We start from the raw sequence: 22,589 nt of genomic DNA on the forward strand, positions 1-22,589 counted from the left end.
CGGCGCTGGCTGCTGTCCCGGCTGGAGCTGAACAACCGGGTGCAGATCGCTGTCCTGGTGCACGACGCCGACCTGACCTGAGTACGGGGTCGGCGGTCATGCGTCGAGGACCCGGCCGGCGAGGTCACCCCGGTCGAAGGAGACGAACACATCGCCGAGCCGGTCCAGCAGGTACCGCCGTTCGTCGTCGGTGAGACCGCCGACGAAGTCCTGCACCGTCTCGGCGATCACCGCGGTCTGCTGGTCGCCGCCACCGGTCAGCTTCGCGGCGACCTGTTCGAAGGTGTCGTCGAGCAGCGAGGTCAACGCGTCCGGGTGGTGCATGAACCAGTAGGACCGGGCGGTTGCCGGGTCGGTAAGCACCTTGTCCCGCAGGTAGCCCATCTGCTCCTGCTCCAACTGCTGCCGCAGCCGCTGCATCCGCAGCTCCCGGGTGAGCTTGTCGACCGTCTTCGTGTCCTGCTCGGCCTGAGCGTCCACCGTCAGGCTGACCGTGCAGCTCAGCAGCCGCAGGTGCGAAGCGGTCAGATCCATCTGCGGCAGCCGGGTGTTCAGCTCGGCCTCCAGCAGGGTCCGCTCGGTGACCTTGCGCGGGGCGGCGATCCGGCGGGCCGCGTCCAGCATGCACCAGCGGACCGTGGCGGCGGCCCGGTCATGCTGGCGCAGCGGCTGCCACGCCGTGGCGAAGGTGGCGACGAACTCGGTGCCGGGCAGCGCTGCCGGCAGCCGGTCGGTGAACACGTCCTGGTCCGGACCGGGCAGCACCGGTACGGGGTTGCTACGGAACACGTCAAAGAAACCGGGCATCACAACTCCTCGGCGGCACTGGGAAGCAGAGACGACAGCAGCGGCGCGGACCGTGGGCGGGCCGCGATCGGGTCCGCGCGGCGCAACTGGTCGACGAGGTGCCGGCAGAGTTCCACCTGACGTGCCGGGTCGTCGGTGGCCGGCCAGGCGGTCAGCAGCGCGCGCAGCCGGGCCACCCGCCGGGCGGCGGCGGGACCGGCGGTGACGATGCGGCCGAGGACGTGGGTGAGCGCGTCAACCAGCCCGGGGTCGGCCGCCGCGTCGTCGAACCACCGGTAGAGCAGGGTTTCGACGCTGCCCGGCAGCTGCCGTACGTCCAGCGCGCGGCCCAGCGCCACCCCGATCGCGTCCTGCACCACCGGGGTGGCCGCGACGAGCTCGGCGAGTACCCGGTCGGGCGGCCGGACCAGTGTCTGCGGCCCGGCGAGCTGGTCGGCCGGCCGACGACCCGGGTCGTCGGCCGGGTCGACCGGGCGGTGCGCCGAACCGTCGCCGGCCCGAGGCTGCTCCGGCCGGCCGAGTAGATTCAGCGCGACGGCGGCGAGCGCGGCCCGCCGGGGCTGGTCGTCGGCCAGCCAGTACGCCAACCGCAGCAGCACCGGCTGGCGCAGCGCCGGCCGCCGCCACAGTGCCGCCAGCGCGGTGAGCACCGCCTCGTCGACCTCGGCGATATCGTGCCGGGCCAGGTGGCCCAGCCGGACCATCGCCTGTTCGACGTAGAAGTCGGCGAACTCGCCGCCGCAGACCTCGGCCACCGCGATCAGCACGGCCGGGTTGCTGCTGCCCTGCGCCCAGCGGTAGAGCTGCTGGCGGACGGCGGCACCGATCTCGGGGCTGAGTGCGGCGATGCCAAGCACGTGCACCAGCGCGCCGCGCAGCCCGGTGCGTCGGCTCCAGGCAGGTGCCACCTGGCTGAGAATCTCGGGGGTACGCCGCCGGAGCGCGGTGTGCAGGACCAGCTCGGCGCTGCGGGTGGCCAACGCACGGTCGACGGGACCGCGCCGCTGTCCGCCCCGCAGCGGCAGCTCGGACACCCACCGCCACAGTTCGCGCTGGAACGTGTCGGCCCGGTCGGTGATGACGAAGTCGAGCACTGCCTCGGCGTACCGGGCCCGGCGGTAGCGAACCGTGTGATCGTCGTCGAGGTAGGCGTCGACGGCCTCGGCGAGGGTACGGACGCCGGCGTGTCCGAGGCCGGCCGGTGGCGCGTCGGTGCCGGCGAGCCGGGCGTCGAGCGCCTCGGCGGCGCCGAGTACCCGTCCCGCCGGGGCACCCTCCAACGCTGCGGCGGCGACAAGGAACGCGCGGTGGCGCGGGTCGGGATGGTGGTGGAACCAGGCGGTCAGCTCCACCTCCCAGTTGTGGTACGCCGAGACCAGCACCTCGACCAGTTGCCGGCCGGCGTCGGATGCGGCGGTGACCGGCGGTCCGGCCGGGCCGGGCTGGGTGGTCAGCACGTCGGCGGCGAGCTGGGCCAGCCGGACCGCTTCGGCCGGTGACGCGTCGACCAGCAGCTCGGCGATCTGCGGCTGACCGGCCAGCCAGTCGAGGGCCAGATCCGGCCGGAGCTGACGCAGCCGCCGGCCGAGGACCAGATCAGCGGGTGGCGCCGCCACCTGCAGCATCGGGCCGTCGCGTACCGCGCCGAGCTGCTCCCAGGTCGTACCGGTGACGGTGACCGCGATGGCCGAACCCCGCCGGGCCAGGCTGTCGAAGTAGGCACCGATGTCCCGGGCGAAGCCGTACTGGATGTGCGGCGCGTGTTCGGGCAGTTCGAGCAGGTACGCGTAGCCCGGCGCGACCGGCAGCTCCGCGATGGTCAGCTGTTCGCCGCGGGCGGGGTCGAAGGTCGGCCGGATCTCCCGCAGCCGTAGCCCGGTGCCGTGCAGCAGCCGCAGCGCGGCCGTGTACCGCCCGGTCCCGGGTCCGCCGACCAGGATCACCCCGCCGCTGCGGCGGATCCGGGCGACCGCGGTCTCGGCGGTCAGCCGGTCGCCTGCGAGGGTGCGGTAGCCGGGGTCGACGAATCCGGCGAGCCGGTCCCGCACGTACTCCGCACTGAGCTCGTGGTAGTCCCGTACCCGCTGGACGTACTGGTGCAGACCGCCGTAGACGACGTTGGCGACCTGCCCGTCGTTGTGGTCGATGGTCACGGCGGCACCGGTGCCGCCGGCTGGCAGGTCGGCACCACCGCCGCCGTCGAGGTCGGTCAGCGCGTCGAGGTCGTCGAGCGTGTCGAGGTCGAGGTCGGCCAGTTCCGGCAGGTCCCGGTCGGCGAGCTCCGACCGGTCGGGCTCGGCGAGGTCCGGCAGGTCCCGGTCGGTACGGATCATCCGTGACGTCCGCCCCGGGACTGCCACATCCCACCGTTGACCTGGTTGGCAGCCTGCCCGGAGTTGCTGCGGATCCGCAGCTCGCCGGTCTGCGCGGGCTGTCGGCCGCCAGCGTTGCCGGTGGGTGTGCGCCCGCTGTCCGGTGCCGCCGGGCCGGCCGCTGACTCGGGCACCGTCGGCTGCGGCGCGAACCGTGGCACCGCCAGCAGGCTGCCGGACGGCTCCGGCACGTACAGCCAGGCCTGCTGGCTGAAGCTCTTGCCCGGCACGGTCGCCGAGACCTCGATGAAGTGGTCCGGATGCCGGCTGGTGTAGCCGGCCCGGACGACGTCGGTGAAGACCCGGTCGGACAGTATCGCCGCGACGTGGGTGATCGTCGGCTGGGCCGAGTCGAGCATGATCCGGACCGCGTCGGAGTCGAGCAGCCGGTGCGTCTCGTTGCGGGCGGTGCCGTTGCCGGCCCGCTCCGGCCGGTCCGGGTCGACCGGCAGCGGCCCGACATGCAGACTGGCGCGCAGCCGGATCACCGGCTGGCCACGTGGGACATCGGCGTTGTGCTCGGCCAGCACGTGCTGCAGCACCGTCAGGAACGGGTGCACCAGGGCGGGGAGCAGCCGGGTCGGTACGCCGATCGCGAGCCCGTCGCCGCTGTCGCCGTAGAACAGTGGGTTCTGCCAGGCTTCGCCGATCGCCGCCGCCTCGAAAGCCTGCCGGACCAATTGGGGAATGAGCTGGTTGATGCCCTGATGGGTGCCACCGGGCTCGGCGGTGAAACCTTTGGCGTCGACGGCGAGGATGCCGGTGTACGGCGGCAACTCCCGGGTCACGGTGAATGGCGGAGGTGAGACTACCACCGGTGCTCCTGTCGAGGTCGAGTTTCGTCGGCTCCGCATCGTGCCCTGGTTACCCGGCGTTTTCTGCCAACCAGTGGGCAACGCGGCCATCAATGGACCAAGGCGGTCGTCGGATGGCCGGTCCGCGACCCGGACCGAACTGATCGCGGTCCCGGCCCGACAATCGGTTTCCCGCCGTCTGCTGTTCGGTCGACAGGCATTCAGGCCGGCGGATGCTCAGGTCGACGAGTGGCTGCCGGACCGTGGTCCGCTGTATCCGATCCGGGCGAGCCGGCCGAGGTCGAGCAGCACGAACCGGCGGGGTGCGGTCGCGATCAACCGGTCGTGGCGGAACCGGGTGATCGCGGTCACCACTGCGTTGCGGGACGCCCCGATCAGCTGGGCCAGGCCGTCCTGAGAGAGACCGAGGTCGAGCGAGGCCTGGTTCGGGCCGTCCGGGCTGGCCTTGGCGAGCCGGAGCAGCGCCCGGGCGAGCCGTTGCGGCACCGGCAGCGAGGCGATCTCCACCCGCTGTTCGTCGGATTCACGCAGCCGGGCGTTGGTGTAGCGGCGCAGCGCGGGGTGCAGGTCGCGGTCGTCGACCAGCTTGAGGAACTGTTCGGTGGTCAGCTTCCGGGCGGTGACCGGGCGCAGCACCGAGACACTGGCCGACCGGGGCGTGCCGTCCAGCGCGGCGATGTCACCGAGCAGATCCCCAGTAGACCGGACGGTCAGCATTGTTTCGCTGCCGTTGGCCTCGGTCCGGTACACCTTGACCGCACCGTTGAGCAGCACGAACACGTCGCGGCTCTGTTCGTCCTGAAGGAAGAGCCCATGTTTGCGGCCCAGCTGGACCGGCTGTCCGGCCTGTTGCAGTGCCTGCCAGTCGGCGGCGGTGACGTGATTGGTGAAGCTGACCCGGACCGGGTACGCGGCGGTCATGGGGACACCGTACCGATGTGGACCGTGCGGTGGGAATCACGGCGACGGATGTCCCGATGCGCCGGACGGTCAATGTCGCTGGACGGTCAATCCCGCTGAACGGCGTCCGGGTTGGCCAACAGGTAGTCGTCCATTGTGCCGGTCCGTACCGCGTCGAACATCTCCAGGCTCTCCGGCGTGAGCCGTTCGGCCGCCGTACTGCTGAATCCGGCCGGATTGAACTCTCCGCCGTTGGTCTTCACCATGATGAGGTCGTTCGCGGTGATCCCGCGCAGGGTGAATACGAAATCGGCGATCGGGACGCCCCCGGTGTCCAGGACGAAGGCCTTGCCGGCCGCGGTGATCACCCGGTCGATCTTCGCCGGGTTGGTCAGTACGCCGGTACTGCTAGCCTCCTGCACCATGGCCTTCAGCAGCTGCCGCTGGTGACGCTGCCGGTCGTAGTCCCCGTTCGGCAGGCCGTAGCGCTGGCGGGAGTAGTCCAGCGCCTCCCAGCCGGCCATCCGTTTGCAGCCCTCCTCGTGCCACAGTTCCTCGCCGCCACCGACCTCGCGGGCCTCGGCCAGCCAGGTGGGCTCGCCGTCGACCAGCCGCATGTGCTGGGACTTCACCCGCTGATCGACGCACATCCGGACCCCGCCGAGCGCGTCGATGACGTCCCGGAAACCGCCGAAGTCGATGATCGCCGCGCCGTCGAACTCGATGCCGGTCAGGTCGTTGAGGGTGAGTGCGACGAGTTGCGCCCCGCCGGCCCGGCCGACTCCGTTGCCCGAGCCGGCGCGGAACACGTCGGTGATCTTCGATTCGCCGCCGGGGTATCCGCTCGGCTCGAACGCCGGTGCCTCGACCCAGGTGTCCCGGGGGACCGACACCAGGTACGCCTGGTCGTGGGTGGCCGGCACGTGCAGGATGATGATCGTGTCGGAACGCATCTCGCCGGGTCGGCTGCCCCGCTCGTCCACGCCGAGCAGCAGCATGGTGATCGGCCCGTCCAGTGCCTCGCCGTCGGGCTCCTGTGGGACCTTCGCGGCACCGGCCAGCAGGTCCTGCTGCTGAATTCGACCCGTGTACCGGTCGATCAGCAGCTTGCCGCCGACAACCGCGGTCGCGCTGGTGGCCATCAGCAGCGCGCCGACGGCGATGGTCAGCACCGCCCAGATCGGGGTGCGGCGGACCGGTCGGGAGGCTGTCGTGGCGGGTGCGTCCGGTGCCGACATGCCGATGCTCCAGTCGAGGGGTGACCAGGGGAGGACAGCTTCGTCTTACCCGAGAGATTATCGTGTCATGCTGCAGATCTGCTGAGAAGATCCAGCTCAGCGCGACTATCCACTGTGACTTGTCGATGGCTGTCCGGTGCTCGACGCGATGGGCGTCGTTGCTTGGTTCTGGCATGGTGGTTGGGAGAGGGCCGACAGTGCGGTAGGGCGGCCTACCGACCGGTACAGGGGGTATACGGTGGAAATCGACGGAATCTTCTCGGCGCTTGTTGTCGGTCTCATCGTCGGAGCGCTCGGGCGGCTGGTCGTCCCGGGCAAGCAGAAGCTGAAAATCTGGGTCACCCTGCTGATCGGTGTGGTGGCGGCGTTGCTCGGCACTCTGGTCGCCAGCCTGTTCGGGGTGGCCGAGACCCGGGGTGTCGACTGGATCGAGCTCGCGTTGCAGGTGGCGCTCGCCGCACTCGGCGTGGCGGCCATCTCCGGAGCTGCCGGCAAGCAGGGGTAGCAGTCGGCAGGCAGAAGGTCAGCAGGGCCGGCCGGTCAGCCAGGTGCGTTCGATGGCCCCGAGATAACGGTCCCGGTGCTCCTCGCGGGCCAGTGACCGCAACAGGAAGTCCATGTGGTCGCAGATCTCCCGCGCCCGCCGACTCGACTGGCAGGTCTGGTAGAGCACCGCGGCGTGCAGGTCGGCCTCGGCGTAGTTGCCGCGCAGCACCTCGTCGGTCCACCGGATCAACGACGCCCACATGGGCTTGATCTTGGCCCGCCGTTCGCTGGAGTCGAGCCGGCTGATGGCTTCGGCGGAGCGGTCCCGGGCATGTGGCAGCGCCTGGCCGTGGGCGGCGAGCAGCGCCAGGAAGAACGGGGTGGAGACGAGTTCCTGGTCCAACCGGTTGGCCTGCTGATGGGCATCCCGGGCAGCGGTGAAGTCACCATTGTCGCGTAGCAGCAGCCCGAGACAGTTCCAGTTCTGCGCGTCGTGCGGGCCGTGCTTGGTCGAGTTGCGGGCGTAGGCCAGCGCCCGGTCCGGCCGCGCGTAGCGGTGCAGCAGGGCTAACGCCCGGTCGGCGGCATCGGCCGGCAACCGGTGTGACATGGCGGTCGTCAGCTCCTGCTCGGCGGCGGCGTCCTCGCCGAGGTTGGTCAGCGATCGGCCCAGCCGGTAGCGCACCCGGGGGTTACGCGGATCGAGCTCGACTGCCCGGCGCAGGCATTCCACCGCCTTCTCGTAGTAGCCCTCCCAGTACGCGGCCTCTCCCTGGTTGAACAGGTAGGAGACCTCGACCTGGGTGGTCAGTCGGTGATCGAAGTCGCTGAGCCGGGACCGCATGTCCTCGATCAGCAGGTGCACCTGCTCGGACTGGCGTTCGGCCCGGCCGACTGCCGTCTCCACCCGGCCGACCAGCGTGTCGGCCTGCTCGGAGAGATTCTCCGCCTGGTCTATGGCCCGGTCGGCCTGTGCGACGATCTCCTCGGCGACCACCCGTTGGCGGTCGAGTTCCAGCCGGGCGCGCGCACCGGTGCGCCGGATGGTGCGCAGTTCACGGACACCGACGAAACCCGCGAAGACGAAGACCACCGTCAACGCAGTGACCAGAAGGGCAAAAGCCGCGATTATCCCACCGGACCAGGCGATCACCAGTTCGGCGATCTGGATCGGGTCGGGGGAGTCCGGCTCCATGTACCCAGAGTAACCACCTTGTGCGCCCATTTGACTACCCTGAGTGGTGTAAATCTGTTTCGGTCGGGTGGCGCAGGCGTGGCGATCGGGTCACCCTGGCCATAGGCTGATCATCATGAATATGAGAGACCCTCGATCTTTTGCGTTGGCTGGCCGGCGGGTCGCCGCTACGACACTCGCCGCTACCGTGCTGGCGCTTTCCGCAACCATGGCCCATGCCGCGCCGTACACCGACCCACATGCCGAGCCCGCCGACCTCGCCTCGGCGGCGACCTCGGCGGCCGCCGAGGTGCCGCTCGACAAACTCTCCGTCACCAGCACCCAGGTCGCCTTCGGGCTGCAACGACCGACTGCGATGGTGGCTCCGGACGATGGCAGCGGCCGGCTGTTCATCACCGAGAAGGCCGGCCGGGTGCGGGTCTACCATCCGGCCTCCGGCCTGGCCGAGACGGCTCTGCTGGACATCGGTGACCGGGTCGACACCTCCGGCAACGAACGTGGCCTGCTGGGCATCGCCACGTCCCCGGGGTTCGCCGCCGACCCGGTGATCTACCTGGCATACACCGCGCTGCCCGACGGCACGGTCACCCTGTCCCGGCTGTCGCTGGATGCCGCCGACCAGCAGCCGGTGCCGGCCGACCGGGAGGAGATCCTGCTCAGCCAGCCGCATGCCGAGTACGCCAACCACAATGGCGGGCAGCTGGCCTTCGGCCCGGACGGCCACCTCTACTGGAGCATCGGCGACGGCGGCGGCGCCGACGACGTGCTCGGCACTGGCCAGGACCTCGGCACCCTGCTCGGCAAGATCCTCCGGCTGGACGTTTCGGCCGCCTGCGACGACCTCGCGTACTGCGTACCGGCGGACAACCCGTTCGTCGGCGAAGCCGGCGCACGTGCCGAGATCTGGGCGTACGGCCTGCGAAACCCGTGGCGGTTCTCGTTCGACCCGGCGGACGGCTCGCTGTGGATCGCCGACGTCGGACAGGGCAGCTACGAGGAGGTCAACCACCTGCGCGGGGTGGCCGGGGCCAACCTCGGCTGGTCCTGTCGGGAAGGTCCGGTCGAGTTCGACCCACAGCGGTGCGACCCGGCGGCCGAGTACGTCGACCCGGTGTTCCACTACCAGACCTCGGCCGGCGGCTGCGCGGTGATCGGCGGCCACGTCTACCGGGGCAGCGAATCCGCCGCTACCGGCACCTACCTGGCCACCGACTACTGCTCGGCGACCGCGTACGCGATCCGGCCCGACGCGGACGGCGGGTACGACACGGCGGTCATCGGTGAGCTGCCGATCCAACCGACCACCCTCGCGGTGGCTGCGGACGGCGAGTTCTACCTCGCCAACGACCTGCCCGGCCAGCTGCACCGGATCACCTTCGAGGCCGACGAACCGGAGCCGGTCGCCGAGTGTCTGGTCGACTACCGGGTGGACAGCGACTGGGGATCGGGCTTCACCGTGACGGTCGGCGTCAGCAACACCGGTGACGAGCCGATCAACGGCTGGTCGCTCGGTTGGTCGTTCGCCGGCGCACAGCAGGTAGCGGTCGCCTGGAACGCGGTGATCACCCAGGACGCGGCGATGGTGACCGCCACCAACGCCGCCTGGAACGCGTCACTGCCCGCCGGCGGCCGGGTCGAGTTCGGCTTCCTCGGTAGCGGCGGCGCCGGCGCCGGACCGGCGCCGGCCGGGTTCACCCTCAATGGCCTGCCCTGCGACCCGGCGCCGGCGGTGACCACCGGCTAGAACCGGCTGACCGCCGGTCGTAACCGGTTGGAGTCGATCGAAGCCGATTGGAGGCCCACACCTGTGGGGGTGCCGGTCGAGCTTGATGCCGCAGGTGCATCCTGCTGCACCTGCGGCATCAGCCCCGGCAGGTGCGGTCAGTTCAGAGGCCGGGCGACCACCGGCTCGCCGGGCGGGAACTCCTCCGGGTCGACCACGGCGATCGCCCCGCCGCCGAGAAAGCCGTGGTTGACCAGGACCAGCCGGTGACAGTCCGGGTCGCCTGTGCGTTGCGGCAACTGGCCGGCCAACGCCCGTACCTTGGTCGCGGACGTCTCGTCGAGGGTGAAGCCGTCCGGCCCCCACACCCCACGCACCTGGAAGAACTCCTGCTCGCTGCGCTGCACGTCGCCGTTGAGGACGATCATCCGGTCGGAGCCGGTCAGTGCGCTGGACGCCTCGTTCAGCCCCCACGCCGAGTACGTCGCGCTGCCGGACTCGGGTGCTTCGCCGATCCCGATCCCGGTGCACCCGGCGGTCGACAGCACGGCGACCGTCGTCGCCAGCCAGGCGGCGAGCCGCACCGCGACGGCACCATGCGCGATATGCCCGCGATGCCCTTTGGCAACCATTTCGTGATCGTCGCACACGCCGAGCACGCCCCGCTCGCTTGCCGGTCTACCGCGTCTACGCCGGCCGGGGCGTAACGCCCAGTTGGGCGCAGGCCTCCTGGTACATCCGGACCACTTCGTGGCGGACCTGGACCCGTTCGGTGAGCCGGTACGCGAACGGCACCCGGACCGGCACCTCGACGCCGGCCACGGTGGCGGCGAACTCGATGCCGTCGGCGTCCAGGCCGGTCATCCGGGCCGCCGTCGCCTGCGGGGTGCCACCCAGCGACCGGCAGATCAGCAACGAGTCGGCCGCGTGGTCGTCGTTCATGTGCCGAGCCACCTGGGCGACCACCTCGGCGGTGAACGGGCCGGTCACGCCGCCGACTCCATCGGCTCCGGCTCCTGCTCCTGGCCCAGCTCGGCGAGGACCGCGGAGTTGTGCCGGTAGGCCACCGCCACCTCGCCGACCAGAGCCGCCTCAGCGGTGACGTCCAGCGGCAGGGCGTCCAGCCGGGCCCGGTACGCGTTCTTGTATCCGCGCGGATCGTCGATGCCGGCGAAGCGGTAGAACGCCGCGCCGCTCTCCTCGGTCAGCTCGTACGTCTGCGCCACCTGACGGCCGATGAACAACCCGCCGGACAGGTCACCGAGGTACCGGGTGTAGTGGTGGGCGATGAACGCCGGCGCGAAGGTGAAACAGACCTCCTGCATCCGGGCGACGTAGCGGCGGGTCGCCAGGCTCGGGGCGATCCGGCCGGCCCAGTCCGGGCCGAGCAGGTACGCCAGGTCGGCCTCCAACGCCGGCAACCGGGTCAACCGGTCGTCGACGAAGCCGCCGGCCAGCGGATCGTCGCGCATCGCGTCGGCCGCCTCTTCCAGCACCTGGTAGATGAAATAGTGCTGGGCGACCAGGTCGGCGTACCGCCGCCGGGGCAGCTCCCCGGCAACCAGCGCGGAGACGTACCGCTGGGACTCGGCCGCCTGGTGGTCCTGCCAACTGGCCGCCCGCAGCCGGGCGGAGAAGGTGTCACTCATCGCGGGGGTTCCTTTCCTTGCCGTGTCGTGCCCCTGCCGGTGTCGGGTGCTGCCGTCGCGGGACGACCAGCGGGAGTCGGGTCTCGGGGTGCGGCAACACCTCGATGTCGTGCCGGTACACCTCGCTGAGCAGCGCCCCGGTGAGGACCTGGTCGGGTGGTCCGACGGCCCGCAGCCGGCCGGCCGACAGCAACGCGATCCGGTCCGCGTACGCGCCGGCCAGACCGAGGTCGTGCAGCACCACCACGACGGCGTCACCGGCGGCGGCCCGCTGCCGGGCGAGCCGCAGCACCAGCTCCTGATGGTGCAGGTCGAGCGCGGCGGTCGGTTCGTCGAGCAGCAGCGCGGCGGCCTGCTGGGCGAGCACCCGGGCCAGCGCCGCGCGGGACTGCTCGCCGCCGGACAGCGAGGTGAAGGTACGGTCCGCGAACTGCGCCACGTCGGTGGCCGCCAGGCACTCCTCGACGATCGGGTCGTCGGACTCCTCGGCGGGCAACCCGGCCCACGGCGCCCGGCCCATCCGGACCACCTCTGCGACGGTGAACGGGAAGGACAGCACGCTGCGCTGGGTCAGCACCGCCCGACGCAGCGCCAGCTCGGTCGAGGTCCAGGCGGACAGCGGCGCGCCGTCGATCAGGATCGCGCCAGCGGCCGGTGCGACGTCACCGCCGATGGCGGCGAGCAGCGTCGACTTGCCGGCACCGTTCGGACCGACCAGGGCGACCACCTCGCCAGTGTGGACCACCAAGTCGACCTGGTCGAGCACCGCCCGCCCGCCGAGTTCGACCCGCAGCCGGTCGATCTCGATCAGCGCGGTGCCGGCCGGCCGGGCGGCCGGCACCCGGACGGGCCTGCGCCGGCCGGGCAGCCGAGCCGGACGCCTACCGGGCAGCCGCGCCGGCGGCGGGCTCATCCCCAACCTCCGGCCCGCCGCCGGGTACGGCGCAGCAGCCAGAAGAAGGCGGGTCCGCCGACCACCGCGGTGAGCACCCCGAGCGGCAGTTCCTGGTACTCGACCAGGGTCCGGGCGGCCAGATCGGCGGCGATCACCACCACCGCCCCGCCGAGCGCGCTGGCCGGTAGCAGCACCCGGTGCCCGGGTCCGGCGATCATCCGGACCAGGTGCGGCACCACCAGACCGATGAAGCTGATCACGCCGGTGAAGGCCACCGCGGCGGCACCGAGCAGCGCGGTGACGACGATCATCCGTACCCGCAGCCGTTCCACGTCCACCCCGAGGTGACGTGCGGAGCGCTCGCCGAGGGCGAGCAGGTCCAGCTTGCCGGCCGAGGCGAGTGCGGCGGTCAGCCCGACGACCAGGCAGGGCAGGGCGACCGCCACCGCGCTCCAGTTGGCCTGGGCCAGGCTGCCGAGATTCCAGAAGGCGATCGCCTGCACCCCGGCCGCGTCGGTGACGAACATCAGCAGCCCGATCGCGGCACCGGCGACCGCGTTGACCGCGATGCCGGTGAGCACCAGGGTGACCACCTCGGTACGTCCGTCGGCGCGGGACAACGCGTACACCAGGTAGGTGGTGGCCAGCCCGCCGGCGAACGCGGCGGCGGCCAGCGTCCAGCCGCCGAGCGCGGAGAACCCGGTGACGATGGCCAGGGCGGCGCCGACCGCCGCTCCGGAGGAGACCCCGATGACCCCGGGTTCGGCCAGCGGGTTGCCGAAGATGCCCTGCATGACGGCGCCCGCGCAGCCGAGCGACGCGCCGACGATCGCGGCCAGGACGACCCGCGGGAACCGGACGATCCACAGCGCGTTCTCGCCGTGCGGTGCGGTCGGCAGCGCGCCGATCTCCAGGCCGAGCCGGTGCAGCACCGAGGCGACCACCTCGGCCGGGGCGATCTGCACCTGTCCGGAGCCGGCGGCGACCACGCCGACGACGAGCAGCGTGCCGGCGAGGCCGGTGAGCAGCAGCGGCCGGCGGTCGGCGGGCGCGGGGGCGGTCACGCCGTCACCTGCACTGGTGGATGGCGCGGGCGAGAGCCTGGATCGCCTTGCCGGTACGGGTGCCGAAGTTGAGCAGCACGGTGTCGTCCATGTCGATGATCCGTCGCTGCTGCCCGGCCGGCGTCTGGGCGACGCCGGGCATGGCGACCAGGCCGTCCACCCCGCCGACCGATTCGAGGCCCTTGGTCATCACCAGGATGACGTCCGGTGCGGCGTTGATCAGACCCTCGCTGGTCAGCGGCCGGAACCGGGCCAGTCCGATGGTGGTGCCGGCGTCCTCGCCGCCGGCCGCGGCGATCATCGCGTCCGAGCCGGCGCCTTCGCCGCCCATCAGGTAGACGCCGGCGGTGCCGCGCAGGTAGAGGAAGGCGACCCGGGGTCGCTCGACGTCGTCCGCGATGCCGTCGCGGGCGGCGGCGATCTCGCCTTCGACCCGGGCGACGAGTGCCTCGCCGGCGTCGGCGACGCCGAGCGCGGCGGCCACCTCCCGGATGTGCACCGGCACGGCGGCCAGGCTCTGCTCGTCGCCGATGCGTACCACCGGAATGCCGGCGGCGCGGAGCTGGTTGAGCACCTCGGGCGGGCCGATGCTGTCGTCGAGCAGCACCACGGTGGGGTCCAGCGCCATGACCGCCTCGGTGGACAGGTCGTGCCCGCCGGGGGTGACCAGCGGCAGGTCGGCGGCGGCCGGGAAGTCGGTGGAGGTGTCCCGCCCGACGACCCGGTCACCGAGGCCGAGGCTGAAGACGATCTCGGCGATGGAACCGTACAGATTCACCGCGAGGATGCGGTCGGCGTCGGTCACCGTGACCCGGTCGCCAGCGGCGTCGGTGACGGTGACCGGCAACGCCGGCTGCGGTGCCGGGTCCAACGGGGTCACCGTGTCGTCCGCGACGACGGCGGTGACCGGCCCGCAGGTCGCCGAATCCGGTGCCGCGCCGGGGTTGTCGGCGCAGCCGGCCACCGGGCCGGCGAGCAGTGCGGCGGCGAGCAGTCCGACCAGCGTCGGGCGGTTCACGACCAGCGTCGGGCGGTTCACGACCAGCGTCGGGCGGTTCACGACCGGCTCCGACGGCGCCGGCGGCGGACAGCGGACAGTCCGGCCAGCGCCAGTACGCCGAGCGCCAGCAGGATCAGCGTGCTGCTCCACCACCGACCGGCCGGGCCGACGGTGCTGACCCGGGTCACCGCCAACCCGGTCGGGTCGGTGCCGGCGGTGCCGGCGACGGCGGTCGGGCCGCCGGTGTCGTCGGTCGGTTGGCCGGTGCCGGCACTGGCGGCTGGTGCGGAGCCGCTGGGGTCACCGGCCGTACCGTCGGTGTCGGCCGGGCCCGCTGCGTCGCCGGTTGCCGGGGCCGGTGGCGCGGTGGTCTGGTCCGGGCTGCCGGCCGCCGGGGCGGCTCCGGTGCGGGCGGGCGCGGCGGCGGCGAAGCTGATCGGGACGCGTACGTCCTGACTGCGGTCGCTGGTCCGGGTGTGGTCGGCTCGGGTGACCACCGAGCAGGTGCGAACGGTGCAGTCGACGTCGCCGATCCTCGCGGTCAGCGGGATTCGGACCTGGAACGAGCCGCCGTCGCCGTACGGCACGGCCAGTCCTTCGCCGTACGACGGGGGGTTGCTGGAGATCCAGTGCGAGCTGCCGCTGCCGCCTGAGGTGTCCACCCCGCCACCGCACGGTGTCGGCAGCACCCCGGCGCCGTTGTCCACACAGAACCCGACGTAGATGCCCTTGCCGGTGTCGTACCCGGTGCCGGTCACCGTGACGGTCGCACCGGAGCGGCTGATGCCGGTGGAGTCGGAGACGGTGAGTCGCTGGCCGCCGGATCCGGTCGCGGAGGTGTCCGCGCGGGCCGGCGACGCCAACGGTGGTGCGGCGAGTACGGCGGTGGTGGCGGCGGTGGCGGTCACGACCGCCAAGGTCGCGGTGACCCGGCCGCTGAGCAGCGGCGTTGGCATCGGTAATCCCTCCGACGATCGTCGGTTGAGTTCTCAATGAAGGTTTGCCTAACCTAAGTCACTGCCGCAGTCCGGGACAAGGGTCCGACCGGTTCGAAGATCGGGTACCCCTGCCGGAACCGCGTCTTGTTAGGCATGGCTAACCTAACCTCGATCGCATGCCGTGTCCACAGCAGAAGTGGAACACGGTGAGTAACTATCTGGAAAGGACCAGACGATGATCACATCCAGAGCTGGTGCTCTGGGGCGACGGTCGGCGACCTGGGCGGCTGCGGCCGTACTCGGCACCGCGACCGCACTCGTCGGCGCCGCACCCGCAGTGGCTGCCCCTGCCGACATCACCGAGGGAAGCCTGAACTGGGGCTTCAAGGAGTCGTTCCGCAACTACGTGTCGTCCGGCGACGGCAACCCGCCGATCGCGGTGAGTGACGGTGCGTCGATCAACGCCGACGGTACGTTTGCCTTCCCGTCCACCGGCGGCAGCTACGACGCCGAGACCGGTGAGACGAACGCCACGTACGGCGGCACGGTCGTCTTCTCGTTCCCGGCGCACACGTTCACCATCACCCTGGCCAACCCGACCGTGGCCAGCTCCGGCGGCACCGCCGTCCTCAAGGCCGACGTCGAGTTGGTGAGCACCGCGTTCCCGTCGGTCGACGTCACCCAGGCGGTCATCGCCGACCTCACCACCACCAGCGCCAACCTGGTGGCCGGTGCGGACGGGATAACCGGCACCGACCTGGCCGCCACCCTGACCGCCGACGGCGCCACCGCCTTCGCCGGCTTCTACCCGGCCGGCCAGGTCCTCGACCCGCTGTCGTTCGAGGCGGTCACCTCCGGCGGCGGTGCACCGGCCGCTCCGTCGGTCGACGTCACCCCGGACACCGGCGTCGACCCGGCCGGCGTCACCGTCACCGTCGACGGCAGCGGCTTCGACCCACAGGCCAACGACGCCGCCGGGATCTACGTGTCGTTCGGTCCGAAGGTCGACGAACACTGGACCAACGCCAGTGTCCTGCAGGTCACCAAGTGGGTGAGCAGCACCAACGAGCCGACCGACGCCCGGGACACGATGAACCCGGACGGCTCGTTCAGCACCACGCTGCCGATCAGTGCCCAGTACATCGACCGCAACGGCAACGCGGTCGACTGCACCGTCACCCAGTGCTATGTGATCACCTTCGCCGCGCGCGGCTCCGCCGACCGCAGCCAGGACACCTTCACTCCGATCAGCTTCGCGGCCCCGGCCGGCGGCGGCGACGCCAGCCAGCAGATCGCCGCGACCGTGCTGGGCGGCGGCCCGCTCACGCTCAGCGTGGCCGGTTCCTCGGTCACCCTGCCGCCGACCGGCAACGGCGCCGTCACCAGCGGCGAGCTGAACACCGCCACCGTGTCCGACCTGCGCGGCACCAACGCCGGCTGGAGTCTGGTCGGCCAGGTGGGTGACTTCGTCGCCGCCGGCGGCGCGGTCATCGCGGCGGACAACCTCGGCTGGGCGCCCACCGCATCGGTGGTGGACGACCCGCTGGTCGGGGCGACCGGCACGGTGACCCCGGGCGCGGTGGCCGACCCGGGTGCCGGACTCGGCACCGCCCGGGCATTGTGCACCTCGGCGGCCGGCGCCAGCGCCGGCAGCTTCACCTGCGGCGCGCAGCTCAACCTCGGCGTACCCGCTGCGGCGGCGTCGGGCGACTACACCGCGACCCTGACGCTGACCCTGTCCTGAGGATCAGCCCGACCGGCCGGTGCGGGGCCGCGACGGTCCCGCACCGGCCACCCGGCCCGACTGGAGCGCCCGATGTCCGCCCCGCCCACCCGTCGCCCGCACCGCCGCCGCGCCGCCATCGGCCTGCTGGTGGCCGGACTGCTCGCGTTGCCCGGCGCCACCCCGGCCGCCGCTCAGTCGGCCGGTCCGGCACCGGCCGACGCGGTCACCTGGGCGGTGCAGCCGTCCAGCGCGGACGGGCCGACCGGACGCAACTACTTCGTCTACGACCTCGCCCCGGGCGCGGAGATCACCGACCACGTCGCGGTGCGCAACCTCGGCGACCAGGACCGGACGTTCACCGTGTACGGCACCGACGGGTTCCTCACCGACGACGGCGCGTTCGCCCTGCTCCCGGCCGACGAACCAGCCACCGACGTCGGCACCTGGATCCACTTCGACCAGCGGGAGTACGCAGTGCCGGCCGGGGAACGGCTGGACATCCCGTTCCGCCTGACGGTGCCGGCCAACGCGACACCCGGCGACCACGCCGGCGGGGTGATCGGCTCCATCGCCCAGCTCCGTACCGACGCCAGCGGCCAGCAGGTCAACGTCGACCAGCGGGTCGCCGCCCGGGTCTACCTGCGAGTCGACGGCCCGGTCCGGCCGGCGGTCGACGTCGAATCGATGAGCATCAGCTACGACGACCCGGTCAACCCGCTGGGCGACGGTGACGTGGAGGTCACCTACCAGGTGCGCAACACCGGGAACATCCGTGTCGGTGGTACGGGCGCCGTGCTGCTGGACGGCCCGCTGGGCTGGGAGCTGGCCCGCACCGATCCGGTCGACCTGCCCGAACTGCTGCCCGGCAGCACCTTCACGGTGACCGAGAAGATCACCGGCGTACCGCCGGCGCTGCGGCTGACCGCCACCGTCGACCTGGCCCCGACCACGGTGGACGAGGCGTTGCCACCGGTCACCCGTACCGCCGGTGTCTGGGCGCCGCCGTGGTTGCTGCTCGCCGCGATCGTCGCCCTCGCCGGGTGGTTCGGGGTACGCCGCTGGCGTACCCGCCGCACGGTCTCCGGCACCGCCCCGACCAGCACCGCGCCGTGACCGGCCGGCGAACCTCGGTGTGCGCCCTGGCCCTGGTCCTGGTCGCCGGGGCCGGCGGCCTGCCGTCGGCACCCGCGACCGCCACCGCGCCCCAGGTCGCCGTCGCACCGGCCGACGCCCCCGTCGGTGCGCCGGTGAGCGTCACTCTGACCGGCTGGCCGACCGGCACGGTGCAGCTGGAGGTCTGCGGCAACCAGGCCCGCCGGGGCGCGCTCGACTGCGCCACCGGATCGGCCCGACAGCTGTACGTCGCCGACCCGCAGCCGGTCGCCGCCCAGCTCACCGTCGCCGCACCGCCGGTGGCCTGCCCCTGCGTGGTTCGCGCCCGGGCCCTCGCCCCGGACACGGCGGACGCGGTGGCGGCACCGGTGACCGGCACCGCCGCGATCGACGTCACCGACCTGACCGCGCCGGTTGCCCCGGCCGGGCCCGATCGGGCCGGGCTCCGGCTGGCCGGGGTGAGCGTGGCACCGGCTGAGCGGACCTGGTCGGCCCTGTTCGCCCTGCGCGGCGAGATCTCCATCGACGTCGACCTGCGCAACGACGGCACCGCCGAGGTCGGTGCGGCGCAGCTGTCCCTGCTGACCGGCCGGCCCGGTCGCGCGACATCAGTGGTCGAGGCGACCGACATTGCGCCGCTGCCGGCGGGGCAGGCCACCACCGTCCGGATCGTGGTGCCGGTCGACGGACCGCTGTACGGCCGGTACGCCGTACTGGGGCGGTTGACCACGGCGGAGATGGTCGGCGGCTCCGCCGCGGTGGAGTTCGAGGTGCAGACCGAGCGGTACCCGTGGGGCTGGGCCGGCCTGGCCGGCGTGCTGATCCTGGTGCTGCTGGTACGGCAGTTCGTCGGGTGGCGGCGCGCCGGCCGGCTGGCGGGGTGAGCCGGCGTGGCGGCCAGCTGGCGGGGTGAGCCGGCGCGGCGGCACCCGACGGTGCCGCCGCGCCGGCCGGCCCGTCAGCAGCGGTTGATGGTCGAGTTGTTCAGCGCGATGTTGCGGATCACGATGTTCTGCCCGCACGGGTTTTCGTTGATCTGCGAATTGGTCAGCGTCAGGTTCTGCAGGGTGATGTCGCGCGACACCGGGAACTCGGTGCGCGAGGCGATCCGCACGTCCGAGCCGTTGACCGAACCGGAGACCGCCGCGATGTTCACGTTGTAGCAGTTCTCCAGCAGGATCGAGTTGCTGCCGGTGCCGGAGATGTCGATCCGGTCGATGACCGCGCCGCCGGACTCCGACACGCAGAAGATGCCCCGGCCGCCGCCCCGGGCGATGACCGTGCCGACCCGGATGTTCGTCGGGTAGCTGTTGCCGACCCGGCCGTTGCGGTTGGCCATCCGGAACCCGGCGTAGCCGGTGCCGGTGCCGGCGCCCTGCGCGTCGACGGTGCCGACGGTCGCGTTGATGGTGTCGTTGAGTATCAGGCCGGAGTAGCCGGTGTTGCGGGCGGTGACGGTACCGATCGTCAGCCCGTCGACCCCGTACGTCTCGACGCCGTGCGCGCTGGTGCCCTGGACGTACACGTTGTCGATCCGCACGTTGCGGGACCGCTGGCTGCGGTCGCCGTGGTTGTCGATCCGGATGCCCAGGCCGGCGGTGACCCGGATGTCGATCTGGCCGAGGGTGATGTTGTTGCCGTTGCGGATGAAGATTCCGTACAGCGGGTTACCGGTGATGTTGAGCCGGGTCACCTCGACGTCGGTGACGCCGCGGGCGTAGACCACTGCCTGGTCACCGGAGCCGGAACCGGTCACGTTGACCGTGCCGCAGACCTCCAGGACGGTGTACGACGGCAGCGACAGTCGGGAGCCGGCGCTGATCGACCCGGAGCCGCGGACGATCACCTTCTGCTTGCTGTTGCGCCCGGCCGACAGGCTGTTCACCGCTGCCTGCATCGCCGACAGCATGCTGGAGCCGGTGTAGACGGTGCTGCCGCCGTTGCGCGCCGTCCAGGTCGAGCCGTTCTGTACGGCCTCGGCGTTGAACGAGCCGGACCCGCAGCCGCCGGACGGCGGCGGGGTGGTCGGCGGCGGGCCGCCGCTGTCGACCCGGATCATCTGCCACTGCTGGTTCCAGCCGTTGAGGTCCTGGTACTGGGAGATGATCCCGCCGTCGGCGGTGGACCACTCCCACACGTCCAGCACCTTGCTGGTGTGCCGGTTGACGAACCGGACGTAGCCGCTGTCCGAGTCCAGCACCCCGAAATGCTGGCGGGTGCTGCCGTTGTCGGCGTTCTGGACGAGTTGGGTGCCGTCGTTGGCGTTGGGCAGCTCCAGGTACTTGCCGCTGTGCCGGGACCGGATCTTGTAGTAGCCGTTGCCTGCGGCGACGAACTGCCACTGCTGTACGGCCTGGTCGTTGCGCGCCCACTGGACGATCGGCGCGTCGTCGTTGGTCGCCCAGTTGTACAGGTCGATCGCCTTGCCGCTGTGCCGGTTGACCAGCACGTACCAGGCGTTGGTGTCGACGGTGGCAGCGGCCGCGTGCTGGATGCCGACCGCTGCGCCGGTGGCGACCATGGCGGTCGTGGCGAGCGCCACGACGCCGGTACGCCAGCGCCGCCATCTGGTGGCTGTCATGGAACCTCCTGGGTTGTCGGAAACTGCTTCTGCCTGGTCGCGCCCCCCACGGCGACGCGGGAAAGGGGTTTCCTATTGTTACGGAAATGTATCGACCTTGTTCGATGGAGTCAACAAGTCTGCTGTTTGCTGGAAAAGCTGACGTCGGATGTCAGGTTTTGCTGGCACCGTCAGCGGCATGACCACACCACTGAACGGCAGGACAGCACTGGTCGCCGGGGCGACCCGGGGCGCCGGCCGGCGGATCGCCATCGAACTCGGCGCCGCCGGCGCCACCGTCTACGTCACCGGCCGCAGCACCCGACGGCAACGTTCCGAGATGGACCGCCCGGAAACCATCGAGGAGACCGCCGAACTGGTCGACGCCGCCGGCGGCACCGGAGTCGCGGTACCGACCGACCACCTGGAACCGGACCAGGTCCGCACCCTGGTGCAGCGGATCGACCGTGAACAGGGCCGGCTCGACGTGCTGGTCAACGACATCTGGGGGGCCGACCATCTGACCGACTTCGAGTCGCCGATCTGGGAGCAGCCGCTGGACCGCGGCCTGCGGACGCTGCGGCTCGCCATCGACACCCACCTGATCACCAGCCACTACGCGCTGCCGCTGCTGATCCGCCAGCCGGGCGGGCTGGTGGTGGAGATGACCGACGGCACCGCCGACTACAACGGCACCCACTACCGCGAGTCGGTCTTCTACGACACGGCCAAGAACGCCGTCATCCGGCTGGCCTTCGCCCAGGCCGAGGAACTGCGGCCGTACGGCGCGACAGCGGTGGCGCTCAGCCCGGGCTGGATCCGGTCCGAGGCCATGCTGGATCACTTCGGGGTGACCGAGGCGAACTGGCGCGACGGCACCGCCAAGGACCCGCACTTCGCCATCTCCGAAACACCGGCGCTGGTCGGTCGGGCAGTGGTCGCGCTCGCCGCCGATCCGCAGGTGTCCCGGTTCACCGGGCGGTCACTGTCCAGTGGGCAGCTGGCCCGCGAGTACGGCTTCACCGACGTCGACGGCAGCAGCCCGGACGCGTACCGCTACATCGTCGAGGTCGTCGAGAGCGGCCGGCCGGCGGACACCACCGGTTACCGCTGACCGGTGGTCTCGCCGTACAGCGCGGCGAGCCGGCGGGCGGCGTTGCGCATCTGGTCCCGTAGCGCGGGCGGGGCGAGCACCTCCACCTCCGGACCGAGCGCCTGCAGTTGGCTGTACGCCACGTCGGGCGACTCGACCGGCAGCCGGGTGTGCACCCAGCCCTGAGCGTCGGGTGGCCCGGCCGCCTCGTGCGCTGCCTGGGCGGCCGGTGCCTCCACTGCCCAGCGCAGCGCCCGCAGCCCGGCCGGACTCAGCCGTACGACGATCTCGTCGACCAGGATGCTGCGGACGAAGTCGGCGGTGCCGGCCGCCCACACGTCGGCCAGATCGAAGCGGTGATCGCGGTCGAAGACGTCGCCGGTGGCCTCGACCGCGGCGATCCGGTCCACCCGGTAGATCCGGTAGCCGTCGTTGACCTGGCCGACGTCGGTGACTCTGCCGACCAGGTACCAGGTGCCGTTCTTGAGCACCAGACCGTACGGCTGCACCGTTCTGACCACCTCGGTGCCGCTCCGCCGGTAGTTGAGTCGGACCACCTGGTCCTGCCAGGTGGCGCGGGCCAGGTCGGCCAGCGCCGGCGGCGGATCGGCCTGCCGGAACCAGCCGGGCGCGTCCAGATGGAACCGCTGCCGGGCTCGGCCGGCGGCGTCGCGCAGCGCGACCGGCAGCGCGGCGGTCACCTTGAGCTGGGCTACCCCGAGTACGTCGGCGAGGCCCATCTCATCGGCCGGTCCGGGCAGCCCGGACAGGAACAGCGTCTCCGCCTCGGCCCGGCTCAGCCCGGTCAGCCGGGTCCGGTAGCCGTCCAGCAGCCGGTACCCGCCGGCCCGGCCCTGGTCGGCGTAGACCGGCACCCCGGCGGCGGACAGCGCCAGCACGTCGCGGTAGATGGTGCGCTCGGAAACCTCCAGCTCGCGGGCCAGCTCCGCGGCGGTCATCGTCTCCCGGGACTGCAGCAACAGGACCAGGGAGATCAACCGGGCGACCCGCACGG

At 71.7% G+C, this 22,589-nt stretch carries 21 protein-coding genes; 6 read left to right on the forward strand and 15 right to left on the reverse strand.

All coding sequences use genetic code 11. The features are described from left to right. Positions 1-96: 96 nt before the first annotated feature. The 5 genes from O7621_RS10625 to O7621_RS10645 form a co-directional block, all read right to left on the reverse strand. Positions 97-807, reverse strand: coding sequence for a hypothetical protein (locus O7621_RS10625; RefSeq protein WP_282233806.1), 711 nt, complete (start codon positions 805-807; stop codon positions 97-99). Beyond that, a complete protein-coding gene (locus tag O7621_RS10630) occupies positions 807-3,140 on the reverse strand; it encodes a hypothetical protein (RefSeq protein ID WP_282233807.1) in 2,334 nt (777 codons plus the stop codon). The genes O7621_RS10625 and O7621_RS10630 overlap by 1 nt, the downstream gene beginning before the upstream one ends. Further along, positions 3,137-3,994 (reverse strand): hypothetical protein, encoded by an 858-nt coding sequence (locus tag O7621_RS10635; RefSeq protein ID WP_282233808.1) that lies wholly within the window; start codon positions 3,992-3,994, stop codon positions 3,137-3,139. Before O7621_RS10635 ends, O7621_RS10630 begins: the two co-directional genes overlap by 4 nt. A 216-nt stretch (positions 3,995-4,210) precedes the next feature. Continuing rightward, positions 4,211-4,915: a Crp/Fnr family transcriptional regulator gene (locus tag O7621_RS10640; protein ID WP_282233809.1), complete on the reverse strand. Its 705-nt coding sequence runs from the start codon at positions 4,913-4,915 to the stop codon at positions 4,211-4,213. Between the two features lie 86 nt (positions 4,916-5,001). Continuing rightward, a complete protein-coding gene (locus tag O7621_RS10645) occupies positions 5,002-6,132 on the reverse strand; it encodes an LCP family protein (RefSeq protein ID WP_282233810.1) in 1,131 nt (376 codons plus the stop codon). A gap of 238 nt (positions 6,133-6,370) precedes the next feature. On the opposite strand from O7621_RS10645, the gene O7621_RS10650 reads away from it, so the two are divergent. Then, complete coding sequence (locus O7621_RS10650) at positions 6,371-6,637, forward strand: GlsB/YeaQ/YmgE family stress response membrane protein (RefSeq protein ID WP_282233811.1); 267 nt, start codon at positions 6,371-6,373, stop codon at positions 6,635-6,637. An 18-nt stretch (positions 6,638-6,655) separates the two neighbouring features. On the opposite strand, the gene O7621_RS10655 is transcribed toward O7621_RS10650, so the two are convergent. Beyond that, positions 6,656-7,813: a tetratricopeptide repeat protein gene (locus O7621_RS10655; protein WP_282233812.1), complete on the reverse strand. Its 1,158-nt coding sequence runs from the start codon at positions 7,811-7,813 to the stop codon at positions 6,656-6,658. Between the two features lie 121 nt (positions 7,814-7,934). Between O7621_RS10655 and O7621_RS10660 the strand changes: the two genes are divergently transcribed. Further along, complete coding sequence (locus O7621_RS10660; protein WP_282233813.1) at positions 7,935-9,557, forward strand: PQQ-dependent sugar dehydrogenase; 1,623 nt, start codon at positions 7,935-7,937, stop codon at positions 9,555-9,557. A gap of 137 nt (positions 9,558-9,694) precedes the next feature. On the opposite strand, the gene O7621_RS10665 is transcribed toward O7621_RS10660, so the two are convergent. Genes O7621_RS10665 through O7621_RS10695 form a run of 7 tightly spaced genes read right to left on the reverse strand, consistent with a single transcriptional unit; the run spans position 9,695 to position 15,100 of the window. Continuing rightward, positions 9,695-10,168: a hypothetical protein gene (locus tag O7621_RS10665; RefSeq protein WP_282233814.1), complete on the reverse strand. Its 474-nt coding sequence runs from the start codon at positions 10,166-10,168 to the stop codon at positions 9,695-9,697. 55 nt (positions 10,169-10,223) lie between these two features. Beyond that, positions 10,224-10,526: a DUF2470 domain-containing protein gene (locus tag O7621_RS10670; protein ID WP_282233815.1), complete on the reverse strand. Its 303-nt coding sequence runs from the start codon at positions 10,524-10,526 to the stop codon at positions 10,224-10,226. After that, complete coding sequence (locus O7621_RS10675; protein WP_282233816.1) at positions 10,523-11,185, reverse strand: biliverdin-producing heme oxygenase; 663 nt, start codon at positions 11,183-11,185, stop codon at positions 10,523-10,525. The genes O7621_RS10670 and O7621_RS10675 overlap by 4 nt, the downstream gene beginning before the upstream one ends. Next, the gene (locus O7621_RS10680; protein WP_282233817.1) at positions 11,178-12,098 is read right to left on the reverse strand and encodes a heme ABC transporter ATP-binding protein; all 921 of its coding nucleotides are present in this window, start codon (positions 12,096-12,098) and stop codon (positions 11,178-11,180) included. The genes O7621_RS10675 and O7621_RS10680 overlap by 8 nt, the downstream gene beginning before the upstream one ends. Further along, the gene (locus O7621_RS10685; RefSeq protein WP_282233818.1) at positions 12,095-13,144 is read right to left on the reverse strand and encodes an iron ABC transporter permease; all 1,050 of its coding nucleotides are present in this window, start codon (positions 13,142-13,144) and stop codon (positions 12,095-12,097) included. Before O7621_RS10685 ends, O7621_RS10680 begins: the two co-directional genes overlap by 4 nt. Positions 13,145-13,148: 4 nt before the next feature. Then, positions 13,149-14,204 (reverse strand): ABC transporter substrate-binding protein, encoded by a 1,056-nt coding sequence (locus tag O7621_RS10690; protein WP_282233819.1) that lies wholly within the window; start codon positions 14,202-14,204, stop codon positions 13,149-13,151. Further along, the gene (locus O7621_RS10695) at positions 14,201-15,100 is read right to left on the reverse strand and encodes a hypothetical protein (RefSeq protein WP_282233820.1); all 900 of its coding nucleotides are present in this window, start codon (positions 15,098-15,100) and stop codon (positions 14,201-14,203) included. The genes O7621_RS10690 and O7621_RS10695 overlap by 4 nt, the downstream gene beginning before the upstream one ends. A gap of 217 nt (positions 15,101-15,317) precedes the next feature. Between O7621_RS10695 and O7621_RS10700 the strand changes: the two genes are divergently transcribed. From O7621_RS10700 to O7621_RS10710, 3 genes are all read left to right on the forward strand, one after another. Then, positions 15,318-16,826 (forward strand): HtaA domain-containing protein, encoded by a 1,509-nt coding sequence (locus O7621_RS10700; RefSeq protein ID WP_282233821.1) that lies wholly within the window; start codon positions 15,318-15,320, stop codon positions 16,824-16,826. Between the two features lie 72 nt (positions 16,827-16,898). Beyond that, a complete protein-coding gene (locus O7621_RS10705; RefSeq protein ID WP_282233822.1) occupies positions 16,899-17,921 on the forward strand; it encodes a DUF916 domain-containing protein in 1,023 nt (340 codons plus the stop codon). Beyond that, on the forward strand, positions 17,918-18,805 hold the full coding sequence (locus O7621_RS10710; RefSeq protein ID WP_282233823.1) for a hypothetical protein: 888 nt from the start codon (positions 17,918-17,920) through the stop codon (positions 18,803-18,805). Before O7621_RS10705 ends, O7621_RS10710 begins: the two co-directional genes overlap by 4 nt. Before the next feature lie 74 nt (positions 18,806-18,879). Here O7621_RS10710 and O7621_RS10715 read toward each other — a convergent pair whose 3' ends face one another. After that, positions 18,880-20,502, reverse strand: coding sequence for an RICIN domain-containing protein (locus O7621_RS10715; RefSeq protein ID WP_282233824.1), 1,623 nt, complete (start codon positions 20,500-20,502; stop codon positions 18,880-18,882). A gap of 178 nt (positions 20,503-20,680) precedes the next feature. Here O7621_RS10715 and O7621_RS10720 point away from each other — a divergent pair, with 178 nt between their 5' ends. Then, complete coding sequence (locus O7621_RS10720; RefSeq protein ID WP_282233825.1) at positions 20,681-21,595, forward strand: SDR family oxidoreductase; 915 nt, start codon at positions 20,681-20,683, stop codon at positions 21,593-21,595. On the opposite strand, the gene O7621_RS10725 is transcribed toward O7621_RS10720, so the two are convergent. After that, positions 21,586-22,587 carry a YafY family protein gene (locus tag O7621_RS10725; RefSeq protein WP_282233826.1) on the reverse strand — a complete coding sequence of 334 codons (1,002 nt, stop codon included), beginning with the start codon at positions 22,585-22,587 and terminating at the stop codon, positions 21,586-21,588. The genes O7621_RS10720 and O7621_RS10725 overlap by 10 nt on opposite strands. Positions 22,588-22,589 lie beyond the last annotated feature (2 nt).

Origin of the sequence: Solwaraspora sp. WMMD937 (genome assembly GCF_029581175.1) — a bacterium.
Classification (GTDB): Bacteria; Actinomycetota; Actinomycetes; order Mycobacteriales; family Micromonosporaceae; genus Micromonospora_E.